The organism is Rudaeicoccus suwonensis (assembly GCF_007829035.1).
Lineage (GTDB): Bacteria > Actinomycetota > Actinomycetes > Actinomycetales > Dermatophilaceae > Rudaeicoccus > Rudaeicoccus suwonensis.
Genome location: NZ_VIVQ01000001.1, coordinates 1,104,536 through 1,130,236 on the forward strand (window position 1 = coordinate 1,104,536; position 25,701 = coordinate 1,130,236).

Below are 25,701 nucleotides of genomic sequence, written 5' to 3' on the forward strand. Positions count from 1 at the left end.
GAACTACATTGGAAAGCTCAGGTTCAGGCATGCATATGGCCTCACCCGGGTTGCGGCTCGACGCCGGACCCGTTGACTACATCCTGATCGCGCTGTACTTCGTCTTCGTCCTCGGCATCGGCCTCATCGCCCGCCGGCAGGTCTCCAGCAGCGTCGACTTCTTCCTGTCCGGCCGGTCGCTGCCGGCGTGGATCACCGGTCTGGCGTTCATCTCGGCCAACCTCGGCGCCACCGAGATCATGGGTATGTCGGCCAACGGCGCCCAGATCGGTATGGCGACCTTCCACTACTACTGGATCGGCGCGATCCCGGCGATGCTCTTCCTCGCCGTGGTGATGATGCCGTTCTATTACGGCTCCGGTGTGCGCAGCGTGCCGGAGTTCATGTATCGGCGATTCGGTGCGACCGCACATCTGGTCAACGCGATCAGCTTCGCGGTCGCCCAGGTGCTGATCGCCGGCATCAACCTCTATCTGCTGGCCACCATCGTCAACACGCTGTTCGGCTGGAACATCTGGGTGTCGACCATCATCGCCGCTGTGATCGTGCTGTCGTACATCACCCTCGGCGGCCTGTCGGCAGCGATCTACAACGAGGTGCTGCAGTTCTTCGTGATCGTCGCCGCACTGCTGCCGCTGACGCTGATCGCCATGCACAAGATCGGCGGATGGAGCGGCCTGAGTCACAAGCTGCACGGTCTCGAGGCGCAGCACTTCTACGCGCATGACCCCATGACGTCCTGGCCCGGTCAGGGCCTGACCGGCTTCAGCAGCTCGTTCCTGTCGATCCTGGGCATCGTCTTCGGCCTGGGCTTCGTGCTGTCGTTCGGTTACTGGACCACGAACTTCGTGGAGGTCCAGCGCGCGATGGTGAGCAAGAACATGAACTCCGCTCGGCGCGCGCCGATCATCGGCACCTTTCCCAAGATGTTCATCCCGTTCATCATCATCATCCCTGGTATGGCGGCCGCCGGGCTCGGCGCCTTCGCCGGTGACTCCAAGCCGGACTACAACAACGCGCTGTTGTTCCTGATGCGCGACCTGTTGCCGAACGGTCTGCTCGGTGTCGCGATCGCCGGAATGCTGGCGGCCTTCATGGCCGGTATGGCGGCGAACATCTCGGCGTTCAACACAGTCTTCACGTATGACATCTGGCAGTCGTATGTGAAGAAGGACCGCAGCGACCAGTACTACCTGAGCATCGGTCGTGTCGCCACCATTGCGGCGACCGCCATCGCGGTGCTGACGTCATACTTCGCGAGCCAGTACTCCAACGTGATGTCGTACCTGCAGACGTTGTTCGGGTTCTTCAACGCGCCGCTGTTCGCGACCTTCATCCTCGGGATGTTCTGGAAGCGGATGACCGCGACGGCCGGCTGGGTCGGCCTCGTGTCCGGCACGCTCGGAGCAGTCGTCGTCGGTGTGCTGTCCAAGGACGCGCTCGGTGGGGCGTCTATCGGTGTGCTGAATCTGAGTGGTCAGGGGGCCAGCTTCGTGTGCGCCGGTGCGGCGTTCGTGATCGACATCGTCGTGAGCGTCGCGGTCAGCCTGGTCACCGTGCCCAAGCCCGACTCCGAACTGCGCGGCCTGGTCAAGTCGGTCACGCCCAAGGCGGACCACGACGAAGGTGAGGTCGCGCACTGGTGGCTGTCGCCGGTCAAGCTGGCCGGTGTCTCCCTGGTCATGGTCGTCATCCTCAACGTGGTCTTCCACTGACGCCACAGCTGCGAAAGGAATCTGACATGACACCTGAAAAGGCTTCTACCGCACCGGCTTCCAGTGACGCTGGAGGCTCGAACCGGCGTGCTGCCGGGTTGTTCGACGTCCGCAACATCATCGCGGCACTTCTCGGCATCTACGGCGTCGTGCTGACGATCATGGGCATCGTCAACTTCACCGATGCCGACAAGCACAAGAGCGACAACGTGAACCTCAACCTGTGGACGGGGCTTGCCCTGATCGTCGTTGCGGTACTCATGGCGCTGTGGTGCGCCCTGCGGCCGATCGTCGTCGATGAGGCCGAGGTCGCTCGGGTCCGCGAGGAGATGGAGCACGGACCCGCGCACTGATCCGCGCAAGTGTGAGGAGGGGTCGGAGGCTTCACCGGTCTGACGATCGCTCGACAGCGAATGAGCCGCCCGGGAGTCATTCCAGGGCGGCTCATCCGCGCGTGCGGCGCGATGCGCCGCGAGGTGTCGATGTTTGTCGCGTCCGGTCTGGCCGCTCCCCGCGAGATGTCGGTTTTGGCCGCTTCTGGTCGGTCCGCCCGTCACGAGGTGTCGTTGTTTGCCGGATTCGGAGGTGGGTTCCGACCAGGAATGACATCTCGTGGGGCCAGGGGGGCGGTTTCGGCGAAAGGTGACATCTCGCGCGATCTGGATGGTGCGTTGCGCCGCGAGGTGTGGTCGGTTGCCGTGTCCGGTGTGGCCGCTCCCTGCGAGATGTCGTTGGTTGTCGTGTCCGGTCTGGGCGCTCCCCGCGAGGTGTCGGTTTTGGCCGCTTCTGGTCGGTCCGCCCGTCACGAGGTGTCGTTGTTTGCCGGATTCGGAGGTGGGTTCCGACCAGGAGTGACATCTCGTGGGGGCAGGGGGGGGCGGTTTCGGCGAAAGGTGACATCTCGCGCGATCTGGATGGTGCGTTGCGCCGCGAGGTGTGGTCGGTTTTGGCCGCTTCTGGTCGGTCCGCCCGGCACGAGATGTCGTTTCTTGCCGCTTCTGGTCGGTCCGCCCGGCACGAGATGTCGTTTCTTGCCGCGTTCGCTGCGCGTGCGCCGCGTCCCTGAGCGTGCAACGGACACTCGGCATACGAAAAGGCCGGACCCCCGATACGGGAGACCGGCCTTTGCGGCAATCAGGAACGCGTCAGCGCTTGACCTTGCCTGCCTTGAGGCAGGAGGTGCAGACGTTCAGTCGCTTCGGGGTCACGCCCGCCTCGCCCACGAGCGCCTTGACGCGCTGGATGTTGGGGTTCCAACGACGCTTGGTACGGCGGTGCGAGTGCGAGATGCTGTGACCGAAGCCTGGTCCCTTGCCGCAGACGTCGCAGGTGGCAGCCACGGTGAATCTCCTTGATTGATTGACAAACGATCGGTGCCCGGTTCCGGGCGTCCCGCGCGCAGCGCGCCATCGGGAACCGCCCAAGCGTAGCCGAGGCCGGGCGCGGGCACCAAAACGGCTACGCTCCCGGTGACCACCTGTGCCCCGTCCGGAAAGCGAGCCGAGAACGTATGCCGCTCGCGCACCTTGATCTCGTGGCGCTGCGGCGGTGGGTCATCACGGCCCGCGCCGACCTCGCCGCGTATGCCGATGCACTCAATCATCTCAACGTCTTTCCTGTGCCGGACGGCGACACCGGCACCAATCTGCTGATGACCGTCGACGGGGCTTTGGCGCAGTTGGGCGACGAGGCGCCCTCCGACATACAGCACGCGGCGGCGACGATGTCGGAGGCGACACTGACGTCTGCGCGTGGCAATTCCGGGGTGATCCTCAGCCAGCTGACGCGCGGCATCGCCGACGTACTCAGGGAGGTCGACGACGACACCCTCGACGGACACCACGTGGCGGCGATCCTGTCGCGCGCAGCGCGTCTTGCCCGCGACGGTGTGAGCCGTCCGGAGGGCGGCACCGTGCTCAGTGTCGCCTCCGCAGCGGCATCGGCTGCGGTCGCGGCCGACGCGGCGGGAGCCGAACTCGCAGGCGTCGTCGACGCCGCCGTCGCCGGTGCCGGCGAGGCATTGATCCGCACCCGCACCGAACACGAGGTGCTGCGCCGGGCAGGGGTCGTCGACGCCGGCGGAGCCGGCTACCTGCTGGTCATCGAGGCGCTGCAACGCGTGGTGCGCGGCGACGGTGGCCTGGCGATGTCGCCCGGGTCGGCGCCGGAGTGGTTGCGGATCAGCCTCGACTCCGCGGCGGTCGGCCCATCCGGTGTGCCGCCGGACGTGTGCGCTTCAGAGTCGTATGACGCAGGCCCGGCATACGAGGTGATGTTTCTGATCGCCGACTCCGACGACGCCCGGGTGCGTTCGCTCAAGCAGCGTCTCGACGCGCTGGGGGACTCCCTCGTCGTTGCCGGAGGCCCGCACCTGTGGTCGGTGCACGTGCATGTCGACGACGTCGCGGCCGCGGTCAACCACGCGGTGGACGCGGGCCGGCCGCACCGCTTCGTGATCAGCCGGTTCGCCGACGAAGACCGCGCCCGCGCCCGAGGCGCACGGGTGGTCGCGATCGTGCGCAGCGACGGCGTCGCCGAGGTCGCTCAGGCCGCGGGCGCCGAGGTGCTGCGCAGCGCGACGCAGGAAGTGCTGCACGAGGCCTTCGCCGGACACGACGTCGACACGATCGTGCTGTGCGCGGGTGCGCAGATCCGGCAGGAAGTCGAGCGCTGGGCGACGGGATCGGCATACCGGACCCGGTTGCGGCCGGTCGCCTCCAGCAGCGTCGAGATGATCGCCGCACTCGCCGTGCTCGACCACGAGCAGCCGTTCGAGACGCAGCTGACGGCGGTGCAGGATGCCGCCGACACCGTTGTGTGGCGGGAGATCGTCGGTGGTGACAGCGATGATGTGGTGATGCGGCAGGCGCGGGCGTTCATCGACGAGTCCGTGCCGCGTCGCGAGTTGGTCACTCTCGTGGCCGGCGAGCACGTCTCGTGGGCCGACGACCTCGCGGCGCAGGTCCGTACGGCATACCCGCACCTCGAAGTGCAGACCGTGGTGGGCGGCGCGGGTGAACCGACCCTGACGATCGGGGTCGAATAGATGCCGGTCACGTGGGACACCTCGCTCAAGACCGTGCTGGGAGCGCCGGCGACCAAGCTCGACAAACAGCGCGGCCTGCGCACGGTCGGCGACCTGCTGGAGTTCCTGCCGCGGCGCTATCTCGACGCGAGCAAGAGCGGTTTACTCGCCGATTTCGCGCCGGAGGAACAGGCGGTCCTGGTCGCGACCGTCGTCTCGGCGCAGACCAGGCCGATGCGGCAACGACGCGGACGGATGCTGACCGCGGTGATCGAGGACGACGACGGACAGCACGCGACACTGGTGTTCTTCAGCGCCTGGGGCCATGAGGAGCGCCTGCTGCCGGGCAACCGTGGTGTTTTTCGCGGCAAGCTGCAGAGGTACAAGAACTCCTGGCAGCTGGCGCATCCGGAATACACGATCATCGAGGGCGACACCGATCCGATCTACCGTGGCGGACTCATCCCGCACTACCTCGAGATCAAGGGCGTCAGTGACATGCAGCTGACGCAGTCGCTGCGCCTGGTGCTCGACCAGGTCGAGTTGCCCGACCCCGTGCCCGCCGGCATCCGTGCCGCCCACCGGCTGGTGGACCTGGCGACGGCATACCGGTTGATCCATCTGCCGGGCGACGCGACCGACTGGGGCCGCGGCAAAAGGCGGCTGCGGTATGACGAAGCTCTCGTCGTCGGCACGGTCCTGGCTCAGCGGCGGGCCGAGGCCGACGCACTTGAGGCGACTCCGCGCACCACGATGGAGGGCCGTCTGCTGGCAGCCTTCGACCGGCAGTTGCCCTTCGAACTGACGGAGGGTCAACGCCTGGTGGGGCAGCAGATCGCCGCAGACATGGCCAGGGCGCGACCGATGCACCGGCTGCTGCAGGGCGAGGTCGGGTCGGGCAAGACGATCGTGGCGGTCCGCGCGATGCTCGCGGCGATCGATGCCGGCGCGCAGACCGCGCTGCTCGCGCCGACCGAGGTGCTCGCCCAACAGCACTACCGCTCCATCCGGGCGATGCTGGGCGACCTGGCCGATGCCGGGATGCTGGGCGGTGCCGAGCATGCAACCCAGGTCGCGCTGCTCACCGGCTCGATGACCCGCCGCCAGCGCGAGAAGGTGCTTCTCGACATCGCCACCGGCCCGGTGGGCATCGTCATCGGCACGCACGCGCTGATCCAGGAGCAGGTGATGTTCGCCGATCTCGGTCTGGTCGTGATCGACGAACAGCACCGTTTCGGTGTCGAGCAGCGGGATGCGTTGCGTGCCAAGGCAATTCGGCCGCCACACGTGCTGGTCATGACGGCGACGCCGATCCCGCGGACCATCGCCATGACGGTCTTCGGCGACATGGACACCTCGGCCCTCACCGAACTGCCGCGCGGGCGCCGGCCGATCACCACCCATGTCGTCCCAGGTGCTCGCCCCGACTGGATGGCGCGCACCTGGGCGCGGGTCGCCGAAGAGGTGCGAGCCGGCCACCAGGCGTATGTCGTGTGCCCTCGTATCGGTGACCCGTCCGATGCCGGGGCGGATGCGGGCGAGGACGACGACCTGCTCGCGGAGGTCTATAACGGTCGAGCGACTGAAGACGAAACCGGGGCCGCCTCCGTCGACACCGCGGACGCCGAAGCCGGCGCGGAGCAGCCGCGTGAACTCCTCGGCGTCTACCAGCAACTGGAGCGTATGTCGGCCGAGCCGGCGCTTGCCGGGTTGCGCATCGCGATGCTGCACGGGCGGATGCCTGCCGAGGACAAAGAAGCCACGATGCAGTCCTTCGGCCGGGGCGACATCGACATACTCGTCTCGACGACGGTGATCGAGGTGGGTGTCGACGTGCCCAACGCGACCGTCATGGTGGTGATGGATGCCGACCGATTCGGCATCTCGCAGTTGCACCAGCTGCGCGGGCGCATCGGGCGTGGTGACGCGGCGAGCTTGTGTCTGCTGGTGAGCGAGACCGACAACGCCGACTCCCTGGCCCGGCTGGAGGCGGTCGCTTCGTCGACGAACGGTTTCGAGCTCGCCGACCTCGACCTGAGTCTGCGACGGGAGGGGGACGTGCTCGGTGCTTCGCAGAGCGGCTTCCGATCCGGGTTGAGGCTGCTGCGCCTGACCAACAAGGCCGATGTGCAACTCATCGAAGAGGCGCGCGCCGACGCGACCGCCATCGTCACCGATGATCCACAGTTGCGCGATCACCCGGCCCTGGCCCGCCTCGTCGCGGCGCGGGTGGACGAGCAGCAGGCCGCCTTCCTGGAACGCGGATGACGCGCATCATCGCCGGAGTGGCCGGTGGCCGCCGACTCGCGACCCCGCCCGGCAGCGGCACCCGACCGACGTCCGACCGCGTGCGTGAGGCGGTCTTCGGCCGACTCGAACACCTCGACGTGCTCGCCGGGGCGCACGTCATCGACCTGTATGCCGGATCCGGAGCGCTCGGTCTCGAGGCGGCCTCCCGCGGTGCGGACTCGGTGCTGCTGGTCGAGTCCGACCGGCGGGCGGCGGGAGTCATCGCGCGCAACGCCACTGCGCTGGAGTTGCCAGGCGTGCAGGTGCGCGCCGAGACCGTCGAGCGCGTCGTCGCGGCACCCCTGCGGCCGGCGCTGGACCTGGTGTTCGCCGACCCGCCATACGATGTCACCGACGAGACGGTTGCGGCGGTGCTGCAATCACTGGTCGACACCTCGTCCCTGGCGCCCGACGCGGTGCTGGTCGTCGAACGCTCCACCCGATCACCGGAGCCCGTCTGGCCGGCAGACGTCGAACTCATCGGCCCGCGCAGGTATGGCGAGACGACCTGCTGGTTCGCCGAATTCGTGCCGGACGGCGAGATCGCGTGAGCGCTCCGTCATACAGTTCGGTCATGAGCGGCGATCCCCGCCGGTGCGTCTGCCCCGGTTCGTACGACCCCATCACCAACGGTCACCTCGACGTCATCACCCGGGCGAGCCGGCTGTATGACGAGGTCGTGGTCGCGGTGCTGCACAATCCCGCCAAACAAGGGACGTTCACTCCCGCCGAACGGGTCGACCTCATCGAACGGTCCTGCAGCCAGCTGCCCAATGTGCGCGCACAGGCGTATGGCGACCGGCTCATCGTCGACGTGTGCCGCGAGGTCGGTGCCGCAGTGCTGGTCAAGGGGATCCGCGATGCCACCGACATCGGCTACGAGTGGCCGATGGCGCTGATGAACCGGCAGATGGCCGACATCGAGACGCTCATGCTGCCGGGGGATCCGCGCTTCGGGCACTACTCGAGTTCACTGATCCGGTTGATCGCCGGGCATGGCGCCGACGTCGCCGAGATGGTGCCGCCGCCGGTGCTGCAGCCACTGCTGGAGCGGGTGCGCAGCTGAGTCACCCTCGCGACGCGCGCGGCTCGCGCGTGCTGCGGACGGGTGGCATCGACGGGCGAAGCGGCTCGGTTTGGGGGAGTGGGCACCCACCCGGTAACCTTGGTCCTCGGTCTTGTCGCTTCTGACTGGTCCGAGCCGTACCTTCGTAGAACCCACACCATGATGAACACTGATCCTCGCCGCCCGTTAGTCCTGGACACCAGGGAACTCGGTCGGCGACCCGGTTTGATGTTGGAACGGGAACTCGAAGCTGCAGCACCCCAGGATTTCGGCACCGATGTGATCGCAGTGCCGCAGGGCCGGCCCCTGTGGCTCGACCTGCGACTGGAGTCGGTGATGGAAGGGGTGCTGATCTCGGGCTCGGTTCGGGCTACGGCGACCGGTGCCTGCGTGCGGTGCCTGGAACCCGTCGAAGAACCCTTCGACGTGGATTTTCAGGAACTGTTCGCCTACGCCGATCGGGCAGCTCACCACCACGAGGTGGCGAGTGAGGACGAAGAAGACGTGCACGAGCTGGACGGCGACCTCGCCGATCTTGAGCCCGTGCTGCGGGACGCAGTGGTGCCCACCCTGCCGTTCCAGCCGGTGTGTCGGGTGGACTGCCCCGGGTTGTGCTCCGAATGCGGAGCCCGCCTGGCAGACGACCCGTCGCACCACCATGAAGTGATCGACCCCCGGTGGTCGGCGCTGGCCGGTATGGCGAGCACCGATGACACCGATACCGACGAGAGAAGGAACTGACGTGGCTGTCCCGAAGCGGAAGACGTCGCGCTCCAACACGCGCTCGCGCCGTGCGAACTGGAAGGCCACGCCTGTTGCGCTGGCCACCTGCCCGGCGTGTGACGCGCCGAAGCAGTCGCACCTGGCGTGCCCGTCCTGCGGCACCTACAAGGACCGCCACTACAGCGCGGCGGAGCGCACCGAGCACCAGGGCTGAGCAGCCCACCGCCGGACGTGAGCTCCTCCCGACGTTCGCGTCGTGACGCCGAGCAGCGACCCGTCGCCGATCTTGCCCAGATCCTGCAGCAGCAGTCCGGGACGGTCATCGACGAGTCGCTGCTTTCGCGTGCCCTGACGCACCGTTCCTACGCCTACGAGAACGGTGGCATCCCGCACAACGAGCGCCAGGAGTTCCTGGGTGACTCGGTGCTGGGTGTGGTTGTCACCGACCACCTCTACCACCAGCACCCGGACCTCGCCGAGGGTCAACTGGCCAAGTTCCGGGCTGCCATCGTCAACTCTCGCGCCCTCGCCGGTGTCGCGCGAGAACTCGACCTCGGCAGCTTCGTCATGCTCGGTCGGGGCGAGACCACGACCGGTGGTCGTGGCAAGGACTCCATCCTGGCCGACACGATGGAAGCCGTCATCGGCACGGTCTACCTGTGCGGCGGCATCCCCGCGGCGACAGCGCTGATCCACAACGTGATGGACCCGGTCATCGCCGCCGCCGCTGAGCTCGGCGCCGGCCTCGACTGGAAGACCTCGCTGCAGGAGCTCACGTCGACGATGGCGCTGGGTGTGCCCAGCTATCAGATCGAGGAGTCCGGGCCCGATCACGACAAGAGCTTCTCGGCCCGCGTGATCGTGGGCGAGCAGGAGCTCGGCTCCGGCAGCGGCCGCAACAAGAAGGCCGCCGAGCAGCAGGCCGCGGAGGTCGCCTGGCGCGCACTCAAGTCGCGCGCCGATGCAGCCGGTGCCTGAGCTTCCCGAAGTCGAGGTCGTCCGCAGAGGCGTCGCCGCCCATGTCGTCGGTCGCCGGTTCGGGGCCGTCGAGTTGTATGGCGAGCGGGTCGCCCGCCGCCACGAGTCCGGTCCCGCCGACCTGGCCGCACGCCTCGCGCAGCGGGAGGTGCTCGCCGCGGGGCGCCGTGGCAAATACCTGTGGCTGGTGCTGGACGGTGACGAGGCGCTCGTCATACATCTCGGCATGAGCGGGCAACTGCTCGTCGAATCCGCCGAACTGCCAAGGGAAAAGCACGCCCATGCGATCTTCGAACTTCCCGGCGAGATGCAGCTGCGATTCGTGGATCAGCGCACCTTCGGCGGTCTGCAACTGGTGGAACTGGTGGCCGATCGCTTCGGAGACAGCATGGTGCCGGCGGTGATCACCCATATCGCGCCCGATCCGTTGGAGGACGCCTTCGATCAACCGGCGGTGGTGCGCGCGATGCGCAAGCGGCATACAGCGCTCAAACGGGCGCTGCTCGACCAGTCGCTGGTCTCGGGGATCGGCAACATCTACGCCGACGAGGCGTTGTGGCGGACGCCGGTGCACGGCGAGCGATTCACCGACCGGCTGACCGCGCGGATCATCGCCGAGACGCTCGACCATGCGGCCGAGGTGATGCGTGAAGCGCTCGGGCAAGGCGGCACGAGTTTCGATGCGCTCTATGTGAACGTCAATGGTGCGAGTGGCTACTTCGACCGGTCGCTGAACGCCTATGGCCAGCAGGGTCGGCCGTGCCGCCGGTGCGGCACGCTCATGGTGCGGGAAGCCTTCATGAATCGCTCCTCACACAGTTGCCCGCACTGCCAGCCGCGACCGCGTCGGTAGGCCCGACAGTCAATTCAGGCAGCCTCAGGATGGAGCAGGCGAACACCCGCCCTGGCCGCGATGACCGCAGCGTGGGCCTGCGGGCGGTTGGCTCGGATGACGATTACTGACGAGTATCGCCGCCAGGCGTGTCACTGATCGTCATCTCATCCGGCGCCCTGATGCGCGTGTGGCCGCAGTTACCCATGCGCTGCTCGTGGCGGAGTGCTCCGACGCCTTCGACATGGGCCGACTCTTGAACCGTGCGGCTGGTCGTCGACCCGAGGATCAGCCGCACTCGCAGCTGACCGCTGCATTAGGTTTGGTGGTCGTGACCGACCTCAAAGCACAGACCCTGCCCGCAGCCGACGAAACACTGACGTGGGTGGAGGAGACCTGCGGCGGTTATCTGACCCAGGCCCGCGGGCTCGCGGATGCGTTGCGCGCCGATCCGCCGACCGAGCCGTTGGCGGTGCTGCGGGCGTGGAACGACATCCAGGTGCTGCTCGGCAACGCTGCCGCCATCGCCGGGTTGTACTCCTCGGTCGATCCGGCTGCGCAGGTGCGGGATGCAGCCGACGCGGCGATGCAGCCGCTGGACGCCTTCGGCACCGAACTCGGCATGGACGCAAAGCTTTTCGAGATCATCAGCGCGGTTGACGCGAGCGCGCTGGACGCCGATGCTCAGCGCTTGTTGGAGCGCACACTGCGCGACTTCCGCCGCAGCGGAGTCGATCGTGACGACGTGACCCGCGCCCGGCTCGCCGAGTTGGCTGAGGCGGAACTGAAGGCATCCCAGGAGCACAACAAGAACATCCGCGAGGGCGTGCGCAGCATCCACGTCACCCCGGACGCCCTGGCCGGTATGCCGCAGGACTGGCTCGACGCTCACCCTGCCGATGCGGACGGCCTCGTGACCGTGACCACCGACTACCCGGACTCGATCCCGCTGGTGACCTTCTGCAGCGACCACGGCACCCGGCGGGTGCTCACCCGCGAACGACTCAACGTCGCGTGGCCGGCGAACGACGCAGTGCTGCAGCGGCTGCTGGCGTTGCGCGCGGAACACGCCAAGTTGCTCGGCTACGACAGTTGGGCCGACTACGACGCCGAGGTCAAGATGATCGGATCCGCCTCTGCCATCGGCGAATTCATCGACAAGATCTGTGACGCGGCGACCGACAGTGCGCTGCGCGACAAGCAGGTGCTGCTCGACCGGTTGCGGCGCGACGTGCCCGACGCGACCGACATCGACTCACCCGACCTGAGCTACTACTCCGAGCTGGTGCGCAAGGAGGACTACTCGGTCGACGCGCAGCTCGTGCGCACGTACTTCGACTTCACCAAGGTGCGGCAGGGACTGCTGGATGTCACCGGCCGGCTGTTCGGGCTCCGCTTCCGCGCCGCCCATGTTGTCACCTGGCATGAGGACGTTGCGGCATACGACGTGCTTCGGGACGACGTCGTCATCGGCCGCATCTACCTCGACCTGCATCCGCGCGAGGGCAAGTACAAGCACGCCGCGCAGTTCGATCTGCGCTCCGGCGTGCGCGGCCGCCAGTTGCCCGAAGGCGTGCTGGTCTGCAACTTCAGCCGCGGTCTCATGGAGCATTCGGACGTGGTGACGTTGTTCCACGAGTTCGGCCACCTGATCCACCATGTGCTGGGCGGTGACCAGGAGTGGGTGCGCTTCTCGGGGGTCGCCACCGAGTGGGATTTCGTCGAGGCGCCCAGCCAGATGCTGGAGGAATGGGCCTGGGACGCCGATGTGTTGGCGACCTTCGCGATCAATGCGGACGGCGAGACGATTCCCGCGGATCTGGTCGAGCGGATGCGTCGGGCGGACGACTTCGGCAAGGGATTTCAGGCGCGGACCCAGATGTTCTATGCCGCGCTGTCACTGCAGATCCACCTCGAATCACACGACGACCTGACCGATGTCGTGCGCGAGCTGCAGGGGCGCTACTCGGTCTTCCCGTATGTCGAGGACACCCATTTCCATTGCGCCTTCGGGCATTTGGACGGTTACAGCTCCGGCTACTACACCTACATGTGGTCGCTCGTGATCGCCAAGGACATGTTCAGCGCCTTTGACGACGCCGACCTGTTCGCGCCGGCCGTGGCGGAGCGCTATCGCGACTGCGTGCTGGTGCAGGGCGGGCGCAAGGATGCCGCGGATCTCGTCGCGGACTTCCTGGGGCGTAGCTACACCTTCGACGCCTACGCCCGCTGGCTCGCCGAGTGATCGATCCCGCGCCGTGCGGTCTGTCAACAAGGAGATGACGATGCAGTTCCCCACCCGCCACGACGGCAGCTGCGGCACCACGCTGCTGCTCGACGACTCCGACCGCTCGAAGCTGCCGGTGGTGCGAGCCGTCAACGCCGTCGGACTCGACGACTCCGCGGCCGCATTGGCCGCACTGCGTCCGGGATGTGCTCTGCTGCAAGAGCATTCGGCGCCGACCTTTCTACGACCCGGTCTGTCAGGACACCGGCTCTCCGGCGCCGATGGTGCCGGCGGCTCGTGGAGCACGAAGTTCGAAACCACCGACGTCACGTATGACGATGCCGTTCTGCGGATCAGCGCTCGTGACGACCTGGCCGGCCTCGCGGTCGAGACGACGGTCGAGGCGCTGACCGGAGGAGCGCTGCGGATCCGGCACCGCCTCACCAACGAGGGTGCTGCGGCATACGTGCTGGATGCCCTGGAGGTGAGCCTGCCGCTGCCGGACGATCACGTGGAGCTGCTCGATTTCACCGGTCGTCACGAGCGCGAGCGGTCTCCGCAGCGGCACCCGTTGGCCGACGGCGTGTGGCTGCGCGAATCCCGCACGGGTCGCGCCGGGTTGGACTCGCCGTCGATGATCGTCGCGGGCACCGCCGGCTTCGGATTCGGTCACGGTGACGTGATCGCGCTCGCGGTGGGAGCGGTCGGCAACGGCACCATGTCGGTCGCGCGCAGCGCCGCCGAGGCTGCGAGGATCAGCGGCGGAGAGCTGCTTCTGCCTGGCGAGATCGTGCTGAAGCAGGGCGAAAGTTATGAGACACCATGGGTTTTCGTGGTCGCGGCCGACGACGGTCTCGACGGCGCCGCGGCTGCTCTGCACCGCTGGCAGCGCTCACTGCCGGCGCACCCAGGCATCCAGCCGGTCACGCTCAACGTGTGGGAGGCCGTCTACTTCGACCACGACCTACCGCGACTGAAGGAGCTCGCGAACCGCGCGGCGCGTGTCGGTGTCGAACGCTTCGTGCTGGATGACGGGTGGTTCCACGCCCGGCGCGATGCCACTGCGGGCCTCGGGGACTGGTGGGTCGACCCGGACGTCTGGCCGCAGGGGCTGACACCGCTGATCGATCACGTGCACGCGCTGGGCATGCAATTCGGTCTGTGGTTTGAGCCCGAGATGGTCAACCCGGATTCAGACTACTTCCGGGCACACCCGGACTGGGTGCTGTCGGCCAAGGGCCGGCTGCCTGTGCTCAAGCGCAACCAGTTCGTCGCCGACCTGTCGAATCCGCAGGCATGGCAACACATTCACGACTCGATCGACGCGGTCCTGCAGACGTATGACGTGGACTACGTGAAGTGGGACCACAACCGCGAGCTGCTCGAAGCCGGGTCACCCGCACGTGACGGAGCACCTGTGGCCCATCGCCAGGCTGCGGCATACCTCGCGTTGTTGGACGCCCTTCGCCAGCGGCACTCCGGCATCGCCTGGGAGTCGTGCGCCAGTGGCGGTGGCCGCATCGATCTGGGCACCGTCGAACACGTGCAGCGCTTCTGGACCTCCGACATGACAGATGCACTGTCCCGACAGCAGATTCAGCGCTGGGCCGGTCAGTTGATCGCACCGGAGTACCTCGGCGCGCACATCTCCTCGCCCACCTCGCACCAGACCGGGCGTACCCTCAGCCTCGATTTCCGGGCAGCGACAGCGCTGTTCGGTTCCTTCGGTATCGAGTGGGATCTCACCCTGGCGAGCGAGGAAGATCTTGACCGGTTGGCATCCTGGTGCGCGATCTATCGCGAGCACCGCGAGCTGCTGCAGAGCGGCACTGCGGTGCGTCTGGACTGCGCCGAACCCACAGTCATTGCGCACGGTGTCGTCGGCGCGGACGGCCGCGACGCCATCATCGCCGTCGTCCAACTCGACGAGGCAGCCTCGAATCGCGGTGTCACGCTTCGGATTCCACGATTGCAGGACGAGCTTACCTACCGCGGTGAGTGGCTGGGGCCAGTCGATCTGAAGCCCGTCTCGCACACTGTCGGCTTGCCGGAGGGTGGGCCGTTCGCGGACGCCCAGGCAACCGGTGCGGCACTGAGCCAGGTGGGTGTGTGGCTGCCGCGTAGGCGCCCGGAGACCATCACCCTGCTGCGGCTGCGAGCCTGATTCGACATAAGAAATGTGGACCCGCTCACACGATCGACGCATCGGGTGAGACGCTGCCTTCATGGCGAACCAGACTTCGATCGTTGACAAGGTCAACAAGCAGCTCCTCATCGGTGGGACCTGGCGTGATTCCGCGGACGGCACAACACTCGAGGTGGACAATCCGGCGACCGGTGGTGTCCTGGCACGGGTGGCCGATGCCACCGTCGCCGACGGTGCTGCGGCATTGACCGCAGCCGCGGATGCGCAGGCCGAATGGGCGCGTTCGGCGCCACGTGACCGCAGCGAATTGCTGCGGTCGGCATACGAACTCATCGTCGAACGCACCGATGAGTTTGCCGAGCTGATGACCCTGGAGATGGGCAAGCCGCTGGCGGAAGCGCGCGGTGAGGTCGTCTACGGTTCGGAGTTCTTCCGCTGGTTCGCTGAGGAGGCCGTGCGTATCTCCGGCCGTTGGTCGACGGCACCCAACGGCGCGACCCGGCTGATGACGATGAAGCAGCCGGTGGGCCCGACCCTGATGATCACGCCCTGGAACTTCCCGCTGGCGATGGGCACCCGCAAGATCGGCCCCGCCATCGCGGCCGGCTGCACGATGGTCGTCAAGCCGGCAGCGGAGACGCCGCTGACGATGCTGTACCTCGCGCAGGTGCTGCAAGAGGTCGGACTGCCGGACGGTGTGCTCAACATCGTCACGACCAGCCACAGCGGCGAGGTCATGGAGCCGCTGATCCGCGACTCCCGCACCCGCAAACTCACCTTCACCGGATCGACACCGGTCGGCCGCAAACTGGTCGAGCAGTCGGCCGACCAACTGTTGCGCCTGTCGATGGAACTCGGCGGCAACGCGCCGTTCATCGTCTTCGAGGACGCCGACATCGACAAGGCCGTCGAGGGCGCGATGCTGGCCAAGATGCGCAACATCGGTGAGGCGTGCACCGCCGCGAACCGGTTCTTCGTCCACGAGGATGTCGCAGCCGAATTCGGTCGCAAGTTCGCTGCCAAGATGACCGAGACCACGGTGGGCAACGGCATGGACGACGGCGTCACCGTCGGTCCACTGATCAACCGCAAGGCCGTCGACAAGGTCACCGACATGGTGACCGACGCGACAGCTCGCGGCGCCGAGGTCGTCACCGGCGGTACCCGTATCGAGGGCGACGGCTACTTCTTCGCACCCACCGTGCTGACCGGTGTGCCCGGTGACGCGCAGATGGCGCGCGAGGAGATCTTCGGCCCGGTCGCCGGGATCCAGACGTTCACCGACGAAGCGGACGTCATTCGCCGCGCCAACGACACCGAATTCGGTCTGGTCGCCTACTTCTTCACCCGCGACGTCTCGCGCACGATCCGGATGAGTGAGGCGCTCGAATACGGCATGGTCGGCGTCAACCAGGGCATCGTGTCCAACCCGGCCGCGCCCTTCGGCGGGGTGAAAGCCAGCGGCTTCGGGCGCGAGGGCGGCTTCGAGGGCATCGAGGAATACCTCGAGACGAAGTACGTCGGTCTGGCTCTGTAGGCCAACCCAGCTCGTCGAAGGCGGCGCGACCCTACCCACCCGGTGGAGGTCGCGTCGCCTTCGACGTTGTGGACAACTTCTGCGCACGTATGCCGGTGCTTCCTACCCTGCTCGGCAGAGTGCGCGGAAGGGAGCACCGACATGGCGACCACGGCAGTAGATCCGCATCGGCTCGGCGACGCGGCGCGGGTGTTCGAGGGGTCCTTGGACGGGCTGGACCTGCGGTGCGAGGCAGCGCTGCGCAGCATCGCGGCGGCGCTGGGCCAAGGTGCCCACTCCGAGGCGGCCCACGAACTGGGTGACGCAGTGCGCTCGCTGCTGGTGGCGGTGGAAGCGCAACAGGCCGTTCTCGGGCGCGGCATCGCGCTCGCCGGCGCGGCCTACGACGCCACCGAGGCGCACATCGCCGCAGCGACAGGTATGCCGTGAGCTTGGTGTCGGCGGTTGATCCCGACCAGATCGCAGCGCAGATCCGCGCGGTGGAGGCGGTGGCGCACGAATTGCGCGCGGGCGGGCAGCGTGTCGCCGGCGCGAGGGATCTTGCGCAGGCCGGCTGGTCCGGTGCGGCCGCCGCGCAGTTCGGCCGAGCAGCGGACTCGCACGTTGCGGTCGTGGAGGCGATGGCAGGAGCGCTGGACGCGCTGACAGCGGGCGTGCACCGATTCCACGGCGTCGTCGTCGATCTGGCCGGGCGCGCCGAACGGATCCACCGTGAGCGGGACGACCTGCGCGACAGCGCCGTCATACTGCACGGTCGGCGTCAGGTGGCGACCGCGCTCGGAGATGTCGTTGCGGTCGCCGCCATCGACCGACAGCTTGCCGACGGCGCCGACCGGACCGCTCGGCTGGACCGTGAGAGCGCCCTGCTCGATGGCGAGCTCTCGCAGGCTCAAACACGGTTGGCCGTGGAGCTGAGCAACGTGATACCGCCCGGACTCTTGCGACAGGCGAGTGAGGTCACCGACTGTGTGGCTCTGGCAGGGCTGGTGGCCGGCTCGATTCGGATGGGCGCTGGGCAGGATGCGAGGCAGGCTGCGTGGAGTCGGTGGCGCGCGTCGTTGCCGGATGAGGCGACCGGAGTCGCTCGCGCGATCGTGCGTGGCCCGGAACGGAGTCAGCCTGCTGCCGGCACGAGCCTTGCCGCCACCGCACTGTCCCGGTTCACGCAGGCGCAGGCGCTGCCGCGGCCACCGGACGGACCGTTGCCTGGCCACCGGATGCGGTGTGGCCCGGTGCGTTCGGTGGTCACCCGGCCGTGGCCGCGAATGCGCACCGGCCCGGTCCGGCGAGTGATCGATGACCGACTCGACCTGGGGATCACGCCGTGACCGCGCCACTGGCGCCGCTGGTCCGACTCACCGACGAAGAACTGTTGCTGATGAATGCCGCCCACCCGGCGGTGGCGACGCCCTACCTGGACGGCCTCGACGCCGGCGAGCAGCGCACCGCGGTCGACGTGGCCTTCCGGGCGCTGCGCGCTCACGGTCTGCAGACGTCCACCGACGGAGCCGGGCTCGTGCTGCCCGAGGAGGTCGTGTCGATGCTGCAGGTGCGGGAGTCGGCGACGACCATCGTGTTCGTCAGCAAGGTGACCCGTGGCGGGCAGATCGTGCGATATCACCATCTCGGCACCGACACGATGGTTGTCGAAGACGTCGACGAGCAGGGTGTCCACGACTTCAGCGTGCTGCGCGCCGACGACCTCACAGCGTCCCTGAACGCATGGCTCGCATCGGAAGGGGCCGTCGACGGGCAGGGCGGCACGATCGCGGTCGGCGTGGCAGCAGCAGCGGGGGATCTGGCCGACGCGCAGGATCCGTGGGGTGAGGTGGTGGCCCAGATCGACGCGACCGTATGGCGATCGTCTCGCGAAACCAGCTGTCCACCAGGCGAACTCATCGGTTTCGTCCTCGGCACCCGTGGAAGCTGGATGAGTCGGACGCGTGTGGGGAGGTCAGTCCCGGTGCAGTTGGAACCTGTCCGCGTGACGCAGGTGGCCGAGCACATCGCGCATCTGCTCGACGCCTGACCATCCGCCGACGCGGCGAGCCGCGGCTCGGTCCTGACCGTCACAATGAGCAGGTGACCGCCTCCGCATCCAGTTCATCCTCGCCGCGCACCGTCGCGTTGCTCGGCTCGACCGGCTCGATCGGCACGCAGGCGATCACCCTGGTGCAGGCCAACCCGGACCGGTTCCGGGTGGTGGCGCTCAGCGCCGGTGGTAGTGACCTGCGGCTGGTGGCACAGCAGGCGGTGGCCCTGCAAGTGCCGCTCATCGGTGTCGCCCGTGGTGATGCGACGCACCTGCGTGAGCTCATCTCCGATGCCGCGCGCGAGGCGGGTTCTGCGGCATACCGCCCGCAGATCGAGATCGGCGACGACGCCTCGTGCATCGTCGCCGCCTGCGGCGCGGACGTCGTGCTCAACGGCATCACCGGCTCGATCGGTCTGCGGCCCACACTGGCCGCGCTCACGGCGGGATCGACACTCGCCCTGGCGAACAAGGAGTCGCTCATCGTCGGCGGCCCGATCGTCAAGGCCGCCGCCGCGCCCGGCCAGATCGTGCCGGTCGACAGTGAGCACTCGGCGATCGCGCAGTCATTGACGGCAGGGCGCGACACCGAAGTCAGGCGACTGGTGGTCACGGCCAGCGGCGGCCCCTTCCGCGGTCGCTCCCGAGACGACTTGCGGCAGGTCACCCCCGACCAGGCGCTCGCCCATCCGAACTTCGCCATGGGCAAGGTCATCACGACCAACTCCGCCACCCTGGTCAACAAGGGCCTGGAGGTCATCGAGGCGCATCTGTTGTTCGACGTGCCTTTCGAGCGGATCGACGTGGTGGTGCACCCGCAGCAGTTCATCCACTCGATGGTGGAGTTCGTCGACGGCGCGGTGGTCGCCCAGATCGGTCTGCCGACCATGCTGGTGCCGATCGCGCTCGGCCTCGGCTGGCCGCACCGGGTGCCCGATGCCGAAACTCCGATCGACTGGACCACGGCGTCGGACTGGCGTTTCGAGCCGCTGGACGACGACGCTTTTCCTGCGGTCCGTCTCGCCCGTCAGGTCGGTATGGCGGGTTCCACCCATCCTGCGGTCTACAACGCCGCCAACGAGGAGGCCGTCGAGGCCTTTCACGACGGCCGCATCGGGTTCCTGGACATCGTCGACACCGTCAGCCGCGTCGCCGACGAACACGACGCGGCCGGGGGAGCGCTCACCGTCGAGCAGGTGCTCGAGGCGGAGTCATGGGCGCGTGGTCGCGCGCAGCAGATTCTGGGCGAACGCTGAGCTGGGCTGACAGTCCAGCGTGAGACGCTAGAAAGCGTGTTGTTCGTCCTCGGTGTTCTCATCCTCCTGTTCGGCGTCGCGGTGTCGATCGCCCTGCACGAGATCGGTCACCTGACCCCGGCAAAGTTGTTCGGCGTCAAGGTGACGCAGTACATGATCGGTTTCGGGCCGACGATCTGGTCGCGTCGACGCGGTGAGACCGAGTACGGCGTCAAGGCGATCCCGCTGGGTGGGTACATCCGGATGATCGGGATGTTTCCGCCGCAGCCCGGTGACGACGAGGGCATGGTGCGGGCGTCGTCCACCGGTCGCTGGCGCCAGATGACCGAGTCGCTGCGTGAGGCGACGTACGAGGAGATCCCCGACGGCGATCGCGACAGGGTGTTCTACAAGCTGCCGACCTGGAAGAAGGTCGTCGTGATGTTCGGCGGCCCGTTCATGAACCTCGTCATCGCGACCGTCCTGCTGGTGATCATCGCGTGTGGCATCGGTCTGCCGGCATACAAGGGAGCGGGTGTGTCCGCGGTGCTGCCGTGCACTGCCGACGCCAGCGGCAAGACCGTCGCCACGTGCGCTGCCTCGGGTGAGTCGGCGGCTGCGAGGGCCGGGCTCAAGGCCGGTGACCAGTTCGTGTCCGTCGACGGCACAAAGATCTCCAGCACCAACGACCTGGTCTCGATCGTGCAGTCGCATCCCAACCAGGCGATTCCGGTCGTCGTCCGGCGTGATGGGCGCGACGTCACGCTGTCGCTCACGCCGCAGTTGCAGAAGATGGTCAGGACCGACAGCAACGGTGATCCTGTGCTGAACTCCAAGGGCCAGCAGGAGTATGCCGATGTCGGCGTCATCGGGGTGTCGTTGTCGTCGAAGACGGTCTACGAACGCCAATCGCTGAGCTACGCGCCCGGCTTCGTCGGGTCCGCGCTGAAAGACACGGCCTCGGTCTTCGTCCAGATCCCGCAGAAGATGGTGGGGATCTGGAACGCCGCCTTCGGCAGTGCTGCCCGTTCGAGTTCGTCACCGGTGTCTGTCGTGGGCGTCGGCCGCATCGCGGGCGACACCACCGAGGCTCACACTGCCGTGCAAAACAAGGTGCTGATGCTGCTGAGCATCATCGCCTCGCTCAACATGGCGCTGTTCGTGTTCAACCTGGTGCCGCTGCTGCCGCTGGACGGGGGCCACATCGCCGGCGCGCTGTGGGAGGCGGTCAAGCGCCCGATCGCTCGCGCGCGTGGTGTCAAAGGTCCCGTCTACGCCGACGTGGCCAAGGCATTGCCGCTGGCTTACGGGGTGTCGATCGTGTTGCTGGCGATGTTTGTGCTGTTGGCCTACGCCGACATCGTCAAACCGGTCAAGGTCGGCTGATCCCGGCCGGAGTCCTGCTCGCAGGTCAGACCGTCGCCAGTCGCAGGTGTGTTTCGGCGGACGATGCGCCGGGCGTCATACTGGAGGATGTGACTGTCTCCCTCGGTATGCCGAGCGCCCCGGCCCCGGTGCTGGCGCCTCGCCGCAAGTCCCGCAAGATCAAGGTCGGCAAGGTCGAGGTCGGCGGCGACGCCCCGATCTCGGTGCAGTCGATGTGCACGACACCGACCACCGACATCAACGCGACCCTGCAGCAGATCGCTGAGCTGACCGCCTCCGGGTGCGACATCGTGCGGGTCGCCTGCCCGAGCCAGGACGACGCCGACGCCCTCCCGGCGATCGCGCAGAAGTCGCAGATCCCGGTCATCGCCGACATTCACTTCCAGCCGAAGTACGTCTTCGCGGCCATCGACGCCGGTTGCGCCGCCGTGCGCGTCAACCCCGGCAACATCCGGCAGTTCGACGACCAGGTCAAGCAGATCGCGGCAGCTGCCAAGGACGCCGGCGTCTCGATCCGCATCGGTGTCAACGCCGGCTCGCTGGACAAGCGGCTGCTCGCCAAATACGGCAAGCCGACCCCGGAGGCGCTCGTGGAGTCCGCCGTCTGGGAGGCCAGTCTGTTCGAGGAGCACGACTTCCACGACTTCAAGATCTCGGTCAAGCACAACGACCCGGTGGTCATGGTGCGCGCCTACGAGTTGCTCGCCGAGCGCGGCGACTGGCCGCTGCACCTCGGTGTGACCGAGGCGGGGCCGGCCTTCCAGGGCACCATCAAGTCCGCGACCGCCTTCGGCGCGCTGCTGTCCAAGGGCATCGGCGACACGATCCGCGTCTCCCTGTCGGCGCCGCCGGTCGAGGAGATCAAGGTCGGCAACCAGATCCTGCAGAGCCTCAACCTCAAGCCCCGCAAACTCGACATCGTGTCGTGCCCGTCGTGCGGCCGCGCGCAGGTCGACGTCTACACCCTGGCCGACCAGGTGACGGCCGGGCTGGAGGGCATGACGGTGCCGCTGCGCGTCGCCGTCATGGGCTGTGTCGTCAACGGTCCGGGCGAGGCGCGCGAGGCAGATCTCGGCGTCGCCTCCGGCAACGGCAAGGGCCAGATCTTCGTCAAGGGCGAGGTCATCAAGACCGTGCCGGAGGCCAAGATCGTCGAGACGCTGATCGAGGAAGCCATGCGCATCGCCGAGGAGATGGGCGAACCGATCGACGAGGAGTCAGCGGGCTCGCCGAGCGTCACCGTCGGCTGACCGGTGAGCACGACCGACCAGCCTGACTCACGACCTGACGACGCCGCGACAGGCATCCGGACGGAGCCGGCACCCGAGGCTGTGACCGGCGAAAAGCCCGGTCGTGTATGGCGATTCGTGCAACGTCGCTCGTCGACCGGTCTGGTGCTGGGTTGGTTGGCGCTGCTGGTCAGCTTCGCGCCGAGCCTGCTGCCGCGACCGTGGTGGGTGCAGGCCGTGGCTTCGGCGCTGTCGGCCACGACCGGGTATGCCGTAGGGGCCGTCCTGGGATCACTGGTCGCCGTCGTAGGGGCCTGGCTGGGCGTGCACGTCACGATCGTCGACCAGGCACACCGTGCCCGGCTGCACCTCGTGCTGGGGTTGCTTGCGCTGGTGATCACCGTCGTGCTCTGGTTCGCCGGCTACCGCGGGCGCCGACACAGCGCTCGCCTGGTCGGCCTGCACGCACCGTCGTTGGGGTCGGATGTGCTGTCGCTGCTGGCCGCCGTCGTGCTGACGACGCTGATCCTCGGTGTCGTGTGGGCAGTGCGAGAGGCATTCCGCGCGTCGCGTTTCGTGCTTGGATTCGCGCTGCCTCGACCACTGGCCGGCATACTCGCGCTGTGCCTGGTCGCAGGAGCAGGCACCTGGCTGAGCACCAGTGTGCTGGCCGCGCAGGGGCTCAACGCACTGTCGGCGTCGGCGCGTGAGATCAACGACCAGCCTCCGGACGGCCTGCACGCGCCGACCTCGCCGCTGATCTCCGGTGGGCCGGGTTCCACGCAGCGGTGGAGCGATCTGGGCAGGGAGGGTGAGATCTACACGGCCGAGACGACCACGGCCGCTCAGATCACCGCCATCACCGGCAAGAACGCCATGCAACCGATCCGGGTGTATGCCGCACCCACCTCCGGCGATGTCGACCCCGCGCAACTGGTGCAGACCATCGTCACCGAACTGAACCGCACCGGCGCGCTCAACCGTGCGTACATCAACCTGGTCGGCACGACCGGCAGTGGTTGGGTCGACGAATACAACGTGCGCTCGTTGGAGGTCCTCACGGGCGGGGACGTCGCCACGGCGGCGGTGCAGTACTCCTTCCTGCCCAGCGTCGCGCAGTTCCTCACCAATCGCGCATTGCCTGCGGAAGTCGGCCGCGAACTTGTTCAGCGGGTGCAGCAGCTGATCGCGCAGCGGCCGGTGGACAAACGCCCACGCCTGCTGTTGTCGGGGGAGTCGTTGGGTGCGTTGAGCACGGAGGCGGCGTTCGGCAATGCCGATCAGTTGCTGGGCTCGGTCTACGGTGCGCTGTGGTCCGGCACCCCCAACTCGACGCCGTTGTGGCGGTCGATCACGGCCAGCCGTCAGGCCGGCAGCCCGCAGGTCGCGCCGGTCATCGACAACGGAGCGCACATCCGGTTCGCCGGCGAACCGATTCAGCTTCAGCGTGATGTCTACGGTCGTCCGCTCGGCTCGTGGACGACGCCACGGGTGGTCTTCCTGCAGCATCCGTCCGATCCGATCGTGTGGTGGGACCCGTCGCTGATCTACAGCGAACCGCCGTGGATCCAGGAGCACGCCGGCTTCGACGTCGACCGCAACCTGCACTGGTATCCACTCGTGACTTTCTGGCTGACGACGGTCGATCTCATCTCGGCGAACTCCGCGCCCGGCGGGCACGGCCACCGCTATCGGGCCGAGCAGGTGGACGGCTGGGCGGGAGTGCTTGGTATGTCGGTCGGCTCCATCGAGAAGGCACGCATCGTCGCCTCGGTCGAGGCATTGCCCGACTGACGTTGTGCCAACTCAGTCGGCCTGCACCTGCCGTTGCAGCCACGCTGAGCTGACCTCGCCGAAGGGTTCGTCACCGTCGCGCAGCAACGCGAACACACGACGTGCATCGGCTTCTGCCTGCCGCACGATGTCATCCGGATAACCGAACAGCTTTGTGTGATCTGCGAATTCGTCCTCGTCGTCGACGTAGACCATACCGCCCGCCCGCTGCACGACGTCAAGATCCAGGTCGACCATCGTGACCCGCCAGTTGCCATCGTCGTCCTGCGACCACTGCGGGGTGGTAGTGATGTCGACGTAGACCACCACGCGGTCGATGGCCGGCTGATCGTAGAACGACGGCGTGAATCCGGCTGCCGGAAAGAGACTGACCACGCTGGTGCTGACATCGAAACTCGCGCCGGCACGCTCGAAGTGCGTGCCGGGCGCAGCACCCAGCCACGCGCCGTACTCGTCGACGCCCAGCAGGTGCGCGTCGTTCTGCCAGTGCGGAGAACCGTCCCACTTGCGGTAGTCGACGTGCACCGGTGTTCCAGGTCGGGTGGGTGTGGCAGTCATGTGAGGCACAGTAGCCGGGCCTGTCCGTCACAACTTTCTGCCCGATTTGGACTCTGGACAGGCCGGCACAGGGAAGGATGGAGGGGTGTTACGCACCCTGAGCGCCGCGAGGGCCCTGGGCCCGGCTGATTTCGACGCGGCCCTCGACCTGTGTGCGCAGGACCCGATGGTCAACGTCTTCGTCGCCGCGCGATTGATGGAGGGCGGACCGGCGTTCTCCTCAGCGCTGCTCGGGGTCGAGTCAGGGCGCCGGTTGCGCAGTGCGTGCTGGATGTCGGCCAACGTGGTGCCGGTGTGCGCCGACGAGCACGCTCTCGACGTCTTCGCCGGCAAGCTACGTCGCAAGCGACGTCGCTGCTCCTCGATCTTCGGCGATGCCGACCAGGTGTTGGGGTTGTGGTCGAGGCTCGAATCCCATTGGGGCGACGCACGATCGGTGCGCAGCAATCAACCGATGATGGCCGTCACCACGCCGCCGCTGTGCGCGGGAGCCGACATCGATCCGCGGGTGCGTCCCGCGCGGATGAGCGAGCTCGACCTGGTGCTGCCGGCCGCTGCACACATGTTCACCGAGGAGATCGGCTACCCGCCATACGTCGGTTCAGATCGCGACTACCGCCGCATGGTCGGGTCGTTGATCCGCGCGGGGCACACGTTCGTGATCGTCGAGGACGGTCGGGTCGTCTTCAAGGCGGATGTCGGATCGCTGGCCGGGAACGTCGCACAGGTGCAGGGGGTGTGGGTGGCTCCGGACCACCGCGGGCACGGTCTGGCGGAGCCGGCGATGAATGCCGTCGTGCAGCAGATCATCGACGAGATCGCCCCGACGGTGACGTTGTACGTCAACGGTTACAACGAGCCGGCGCTGCGCACCTACACCGCCTGCGGCTTCCGGCAGGTCGGTCGATTCGCCACCGTGATCCTGTGAC

The 25,701-nt window shown here is 67.4% G+C and carries 23 protein-coding genes; 21 read left to right on the forward strand and 2 right to left on the reverse strand.

Going from position 1 to position 25,701, the window contains the following annotated elements:
* Positions 1-35: 35 nt before the first annotated feature.
* Together BKA23_RS05055 and BKA23_RS05060 are read left to right on the forward strand one after the other, a co-directional pair.
* Positions 36-1,715, forward strand: coding sequence for a sodium:solute symporter family protein (locus BKA23_RS05055; RefSeq protein WP_145228221.1), 1,680 nt, complete (start codon positions 36-38; stop codon positions 1,713-1,715).
* A 26-nt stretch (positions 1,716-1,741) separates the two neighbouring features.
* The gene (locus tag BKA23_RS05060; protein WP_246104459.1) at positions 1,742-2,068 is read left to right on the forward strand and encodes a hypothetical protein; all 327 of its coding nucleotides are present in this window, start codon (positions 1,742-1,744) and stop codon (positions 2,066-2,068) included.
* A 792-nt stretch (positions 2,069-2,860) separates the two neighbouring features.
* On the opposite strand, the gene rpmB is transcribed toward BKA23_RS05060, so the two are convergent.
* Positions 2,861-3,055, reverse strand: a complete 195-nt coding sequence (rpmB, locus tag BKA23_RS05065; RefSeq protein WP_123270848.1) for a 50S ribosomal protein L28 — start codon at positions 3,053-3,055, stop codon at positions 2,861-2,863.
* A 170-nt stretch (positions 3,056-3,225) separates the two neighbouring features.
* Between rpmB and BKA23_RS05070 the strand changes: the two genes are divergently transcribed.
* The 18 genes from BKA23_RS05070 (at position 3,226) to BKA23_RS05150 (ending at position 24,214) form a co-directional block, all read left to right on the forward strand.
* A complete protein-coding gene (locus BKA23_RS05070) occupies positions 3,226-4,761 on the forward strand; it encodes a DAK2 domain-containing protein (RefSeq protein ID WP_145226070.1) in 1,536 nt (511 codons plus the stop codon).
* Positions 4,762-7,008, forward strand: a complete 2,247-nt coding sequence (locus tag BKA23_RS05075; RefSeq protein WP_145226072.1) for an ATP-dependent DNA helicase RecG — start codon at positions 4,762-4,764, stop codon at positions 7,006-7,008.
* Entirely contained in the window at positions 7,005-7,580 is a 576-nt protein-coding gene (gene rsmD / locus BKA23_RS05080) for a 16S rRNA (guanine(966)-N(2))-methyltransferase RsmD (RefSeq protein ID WP_145226074.1), read from the forward strand. Before BKA23_RS05075 ends, rsmD begins: the two co-directional genes overlap by 4 nt.
* A gap of 23 nt (positions 7,581-7,603) precedes the next feature.
* Positions 7,604-8,095 (forward strand): pantetheine-phosphate adenylyltransferase, encoded by a 492-nt coding sequence (gene coaD, locus BKA23_RS05085; protein ID WP_145226077.1) that lies wholly within the window; start codon positions 7,604-7,606, stop codon positions 8,093-8,095.
* A gap of 159 nt (positions 8,096-8,254) precedes the next feature.
* A complete protein-coding gene (locus BKA23_RS05090; protein ID WP_145226079.1) occupies positions 8,255-8,836 on the forward strand; it encodes a YceD family protein in 582 nt (193 codons plus the stop codon).
* 1 nt (position 8,837) lies between these two features.
* The gene (gene rpmF, locus BKA23_RS05095; protein ID WP_145226081.1) at positions 8,838-9,032 is read left to right on the forward strand and encodes a 50S ribosomal protein L32; all 195 of its coding nucleotides are present in this window, start codon (positions 8,838-8,840) and stop codon (positions 9,030-9,032) included.
* 17 nt (positions 9,033-9,049) lie between these two features.
* On the forward strand, positions 9,050-9,796 hold the full coding sequence (gene rnc, locus BKA23_RS05100; protein ID WP_145226083.1) for a ribonuclease III: 747 nt from the start codon (positions 9,050-9,052) through the stop codon (positions 9,794-9,796).
* Positions 9,789-10,649, forward strand: coding sequence for a bifunctional DNA-formamidopyrimidine glycosylase/DNA-(apurinic or apyrimidinic site) lyase (gene mutM / locus BKA23_RS05105; RefSeq protein WP_145226085.1), 861 nt, complete (start codon positions 9,789-9,791; stop codon positions 10,647-10,649). Before rnc ends, mutM begins: the two co-directional genes overlap by 8 nt.
* A gap of 169 nt (positions 10,650-10,818) precedes the next feature.
* Positions 10,819-12,873 (forward strand): M3 family metallopeptidase, encoded by a 2,055-nt coding sequence (locus BKA23_RS05110; RefSeq protein WP_246104460.1) that lies wholly within the window; start codon positions 10,819-10,821, stop codon positions 12,871-12,873.
* Positions 12,874-12,913: 40 nt separating this feature from the next.
* Complete coding sequence (locus BKA23_RS05115) at positions 12,914-15,019, forward strand: alpha-galactosidase (RefSeq protein ID WP_211841595.1); 2,106 nt, start codon at positions 12,914-12,916, stop codon at positions 15,017-15,019.
* A gap of 61 nt (positions 15,020-15,080) precedes the next feature.
* Positions 15,081-16,538 carry an NAD-dependent succinate-semialdehyde dehydrogenase gene (locus tag BKA23_RS05120; protein WP_145226089.1) on the forward strand — a complete coding sequence of 486 codons (1,458 nt, stop codon included), beginning with the start codon at positions 15,081-15,083 and terminating at the stop codon, positions 16,536-16,538.
* Between the two features lie 141 nt (positions 16,539-16,679).
* A complete protein-coding gene (locus BKA23_RS05125) occupies positions 16,680-16,967 on the forward strand; it encodes a hypothetical protein (RefSeq protein WP_145226091.1) in 288 nt (95 codons plus the stop codon).
* Complete coding sequence (locus BKA23_RS05130) at positions 16,964-17,866, forward strand: hypothetical protein (RefSeq protein WP_145226093.1); 903 nt, start codon at positions 16,964-16,966, stop codon at positions 17,864-17,866. Before BKA23_RS05125 ends, BKA23_RS05130 begins: the two co-directional genes overlap by 4 nt.
* Complete coding sequence (locus BKA23_RS17950) at positions 17,863-18,567, forward strand: hypothetical protein (RefSeq protein WP_246104461.1); 705 nt, start codon at positions 17,863-17,865, stop codon at positions 18,565-18,567. Before BKA23_RS05130 ends, BKA23_RS17950 begins: the two co-directional genes overlap by 4 nt.
* Before the next feature lie 53 nt (positions 18,568-18,620).
* The gene (gene dxr, locus BKA23_RS05135) at positions 18,621-19,826 is read left to right on the forward strand and encodes a 1-deoxy-D-xylulose-5-phosphate reductoisomerase (protein WP_246104462.1); all 1,206 of its coding nucleotides are present in this window, start codon (positions 18,621-18,623) and stop codon (positions 19,824-19,826) included.
* A gap of 36 nt (positions 19,827-19,862) precedes the next feature.
* Positions 19,863-21,191: a M50 family metallopeptidase gene (locus BKA23_RS05140; protein WP_170226378.1), complete on the forward strand. Its 1,329-nt coding sequence runs from the start codon at positions 19,863-19,865 to the stop codon at positions 21,189-21,191.
* 89 nt (positions 21,192-21,280) lie between these two features.
* The gene (ispG, locus tag BKA23_RS05145) at positions 21,281-22,441 is read left to right on the forward strand and encodes a flavodoxin-dependent (E)-4-hydroxy-3-methylbut-2-enyl-diphosphate synthase (RefSeq protein WP_145226097.1); all 1,161 of its coding nucleotides are present in this window, start codon (positions 21,281-21,283) and stop codon (positions 22,439-22,441) included.
* Positions 22,442-22,444: 3 nt separating this feature from the next.
* Positions 22,445-24,214 carry an alpha/beta-hydrolase family protein gene (locus tag BKA23_RS05150; RefSeq protein ID WP_145226099.1) on the forward strand — a complete coding sequence of 590 codons (1,770 nt, stop codon included), beginning with the start codon at positions 22,445-22,447 and terminating at the stop codon, positions 24,212-24,214.
* 12 nt (positions 24,215-24,226) lie between these two features.
* Here BKA23_RS05150 and BKA23_RS05155 read toward each other — a convergent pair whose 3' ends face one another.
* Positions 24,227-24,772: a ribonuclease FAU-1 family protein gene (locus BKA23_RS05155; protein WP_145226101.1), complete on the reverse strand. Its 546-nt coding sequence runs from the start codon at positions 24,770-24,772 to the stop codon at positions 24,227-24,229.
* 85 nt (positions 24,773-24,857) lie between these two features.
* Here BKA23_RS05155 and BKA23_RS05160 point away from each other — a divergent pair, with 85 nt between their 5' ends.
* Positions 24,858-25,700 (forward strand): GNAT family N-acetyltransferase, encoded by an 843-nt coding sequence (locus BKA23_RS05160; RefSeq protein WP_246104463.1) that lies wholly within the window; start codon positions 24,858-24,860, stop codon positions 25,698-25,700.
* The last annotated feature ends 1 nt before the right edge of the window (position 25,701 follow it).

Excerpts from the sequence above, each read along its gene's own strand:
- BKA23_RS05090 (WP_145226079.1), top strand. The coding sequence starts at position 8,255 with ATGATGAACACTGATCCTCGCCGCCCGTTAGTCCTGGACACCAGGGAA.
- BKA23_RS05155 (WP_145226101.1), bottom strand. The coding sequence starts at position 24,772 with ATGACTGCCACACCCACCCGACCTGGAACACCGGTGCACGTCGACTAC.
- coaD (WP_145226077.1), top strand. The coding sequence starts at position 7,604 with ATGAGCGGCGATCCCCGCCGGTGCGTCTGCCCCGGTTCGTACGACCCC.
- BKA23_RS05055 (WP_145228221.1), top strand. The coding sequence starts at position 36 with ATGGCCTCACCCGGGTTGCGGCTCGACGCCGGACCCGTTGACTACATC.
- BKA23_RS05115 (WP_211841595.1), top strand. The coding sequence starts at position 12,914 with ATGCAGTTCCCCACCCGCCACGACGGCAGCTGCGGCACCACGCTGCTG.
- rsmD (WP_145226074.1), top strand. The coding sequence starts at position 7,005 with ATGACGCGCATCATCGCCGGAGTGGCCGGTGGCCGCCGACTCGCGACC.
- BKA23_RS05060 (WP_246104459.1), top strand. The coding sequence starts at position 1,742 with ATGACACCTGAAAAGGCTTCTACCGCACCGGCTTCCAGTGACGCTGGA.
- BKA23_RS05070 (WP_145226070.1), top strand. The coding sequence starts at position 3,226 with ATGCCGCTCGCGCACCTTGATCTCGTGGCGCTGCGGCGGTGGGTCATC.
- BKA23_RS05125 (WP_145226091.1), top strand. The coding sequence starts at position 16,680 with ATGGCGACCACGGCAGTAGATCCGCATCGGCTCGGCGACGCGGCGCGG.
- BKA23_RS05075 (WP_145226072.1), top strand. The coding sequence starts at position 4,762 with ATGCCGGTCACGTGGGACACCTCGCTCAAGACCGTGCTGGGAGCGCCG.
- BKA23_RS05120 (WP_145226089.1), top strand. The coding sequence starts at position 15,081 with ATGGCGAACCAGACTTCGATCGTTGACAAGGTCAACAAGCAGCTCCTC.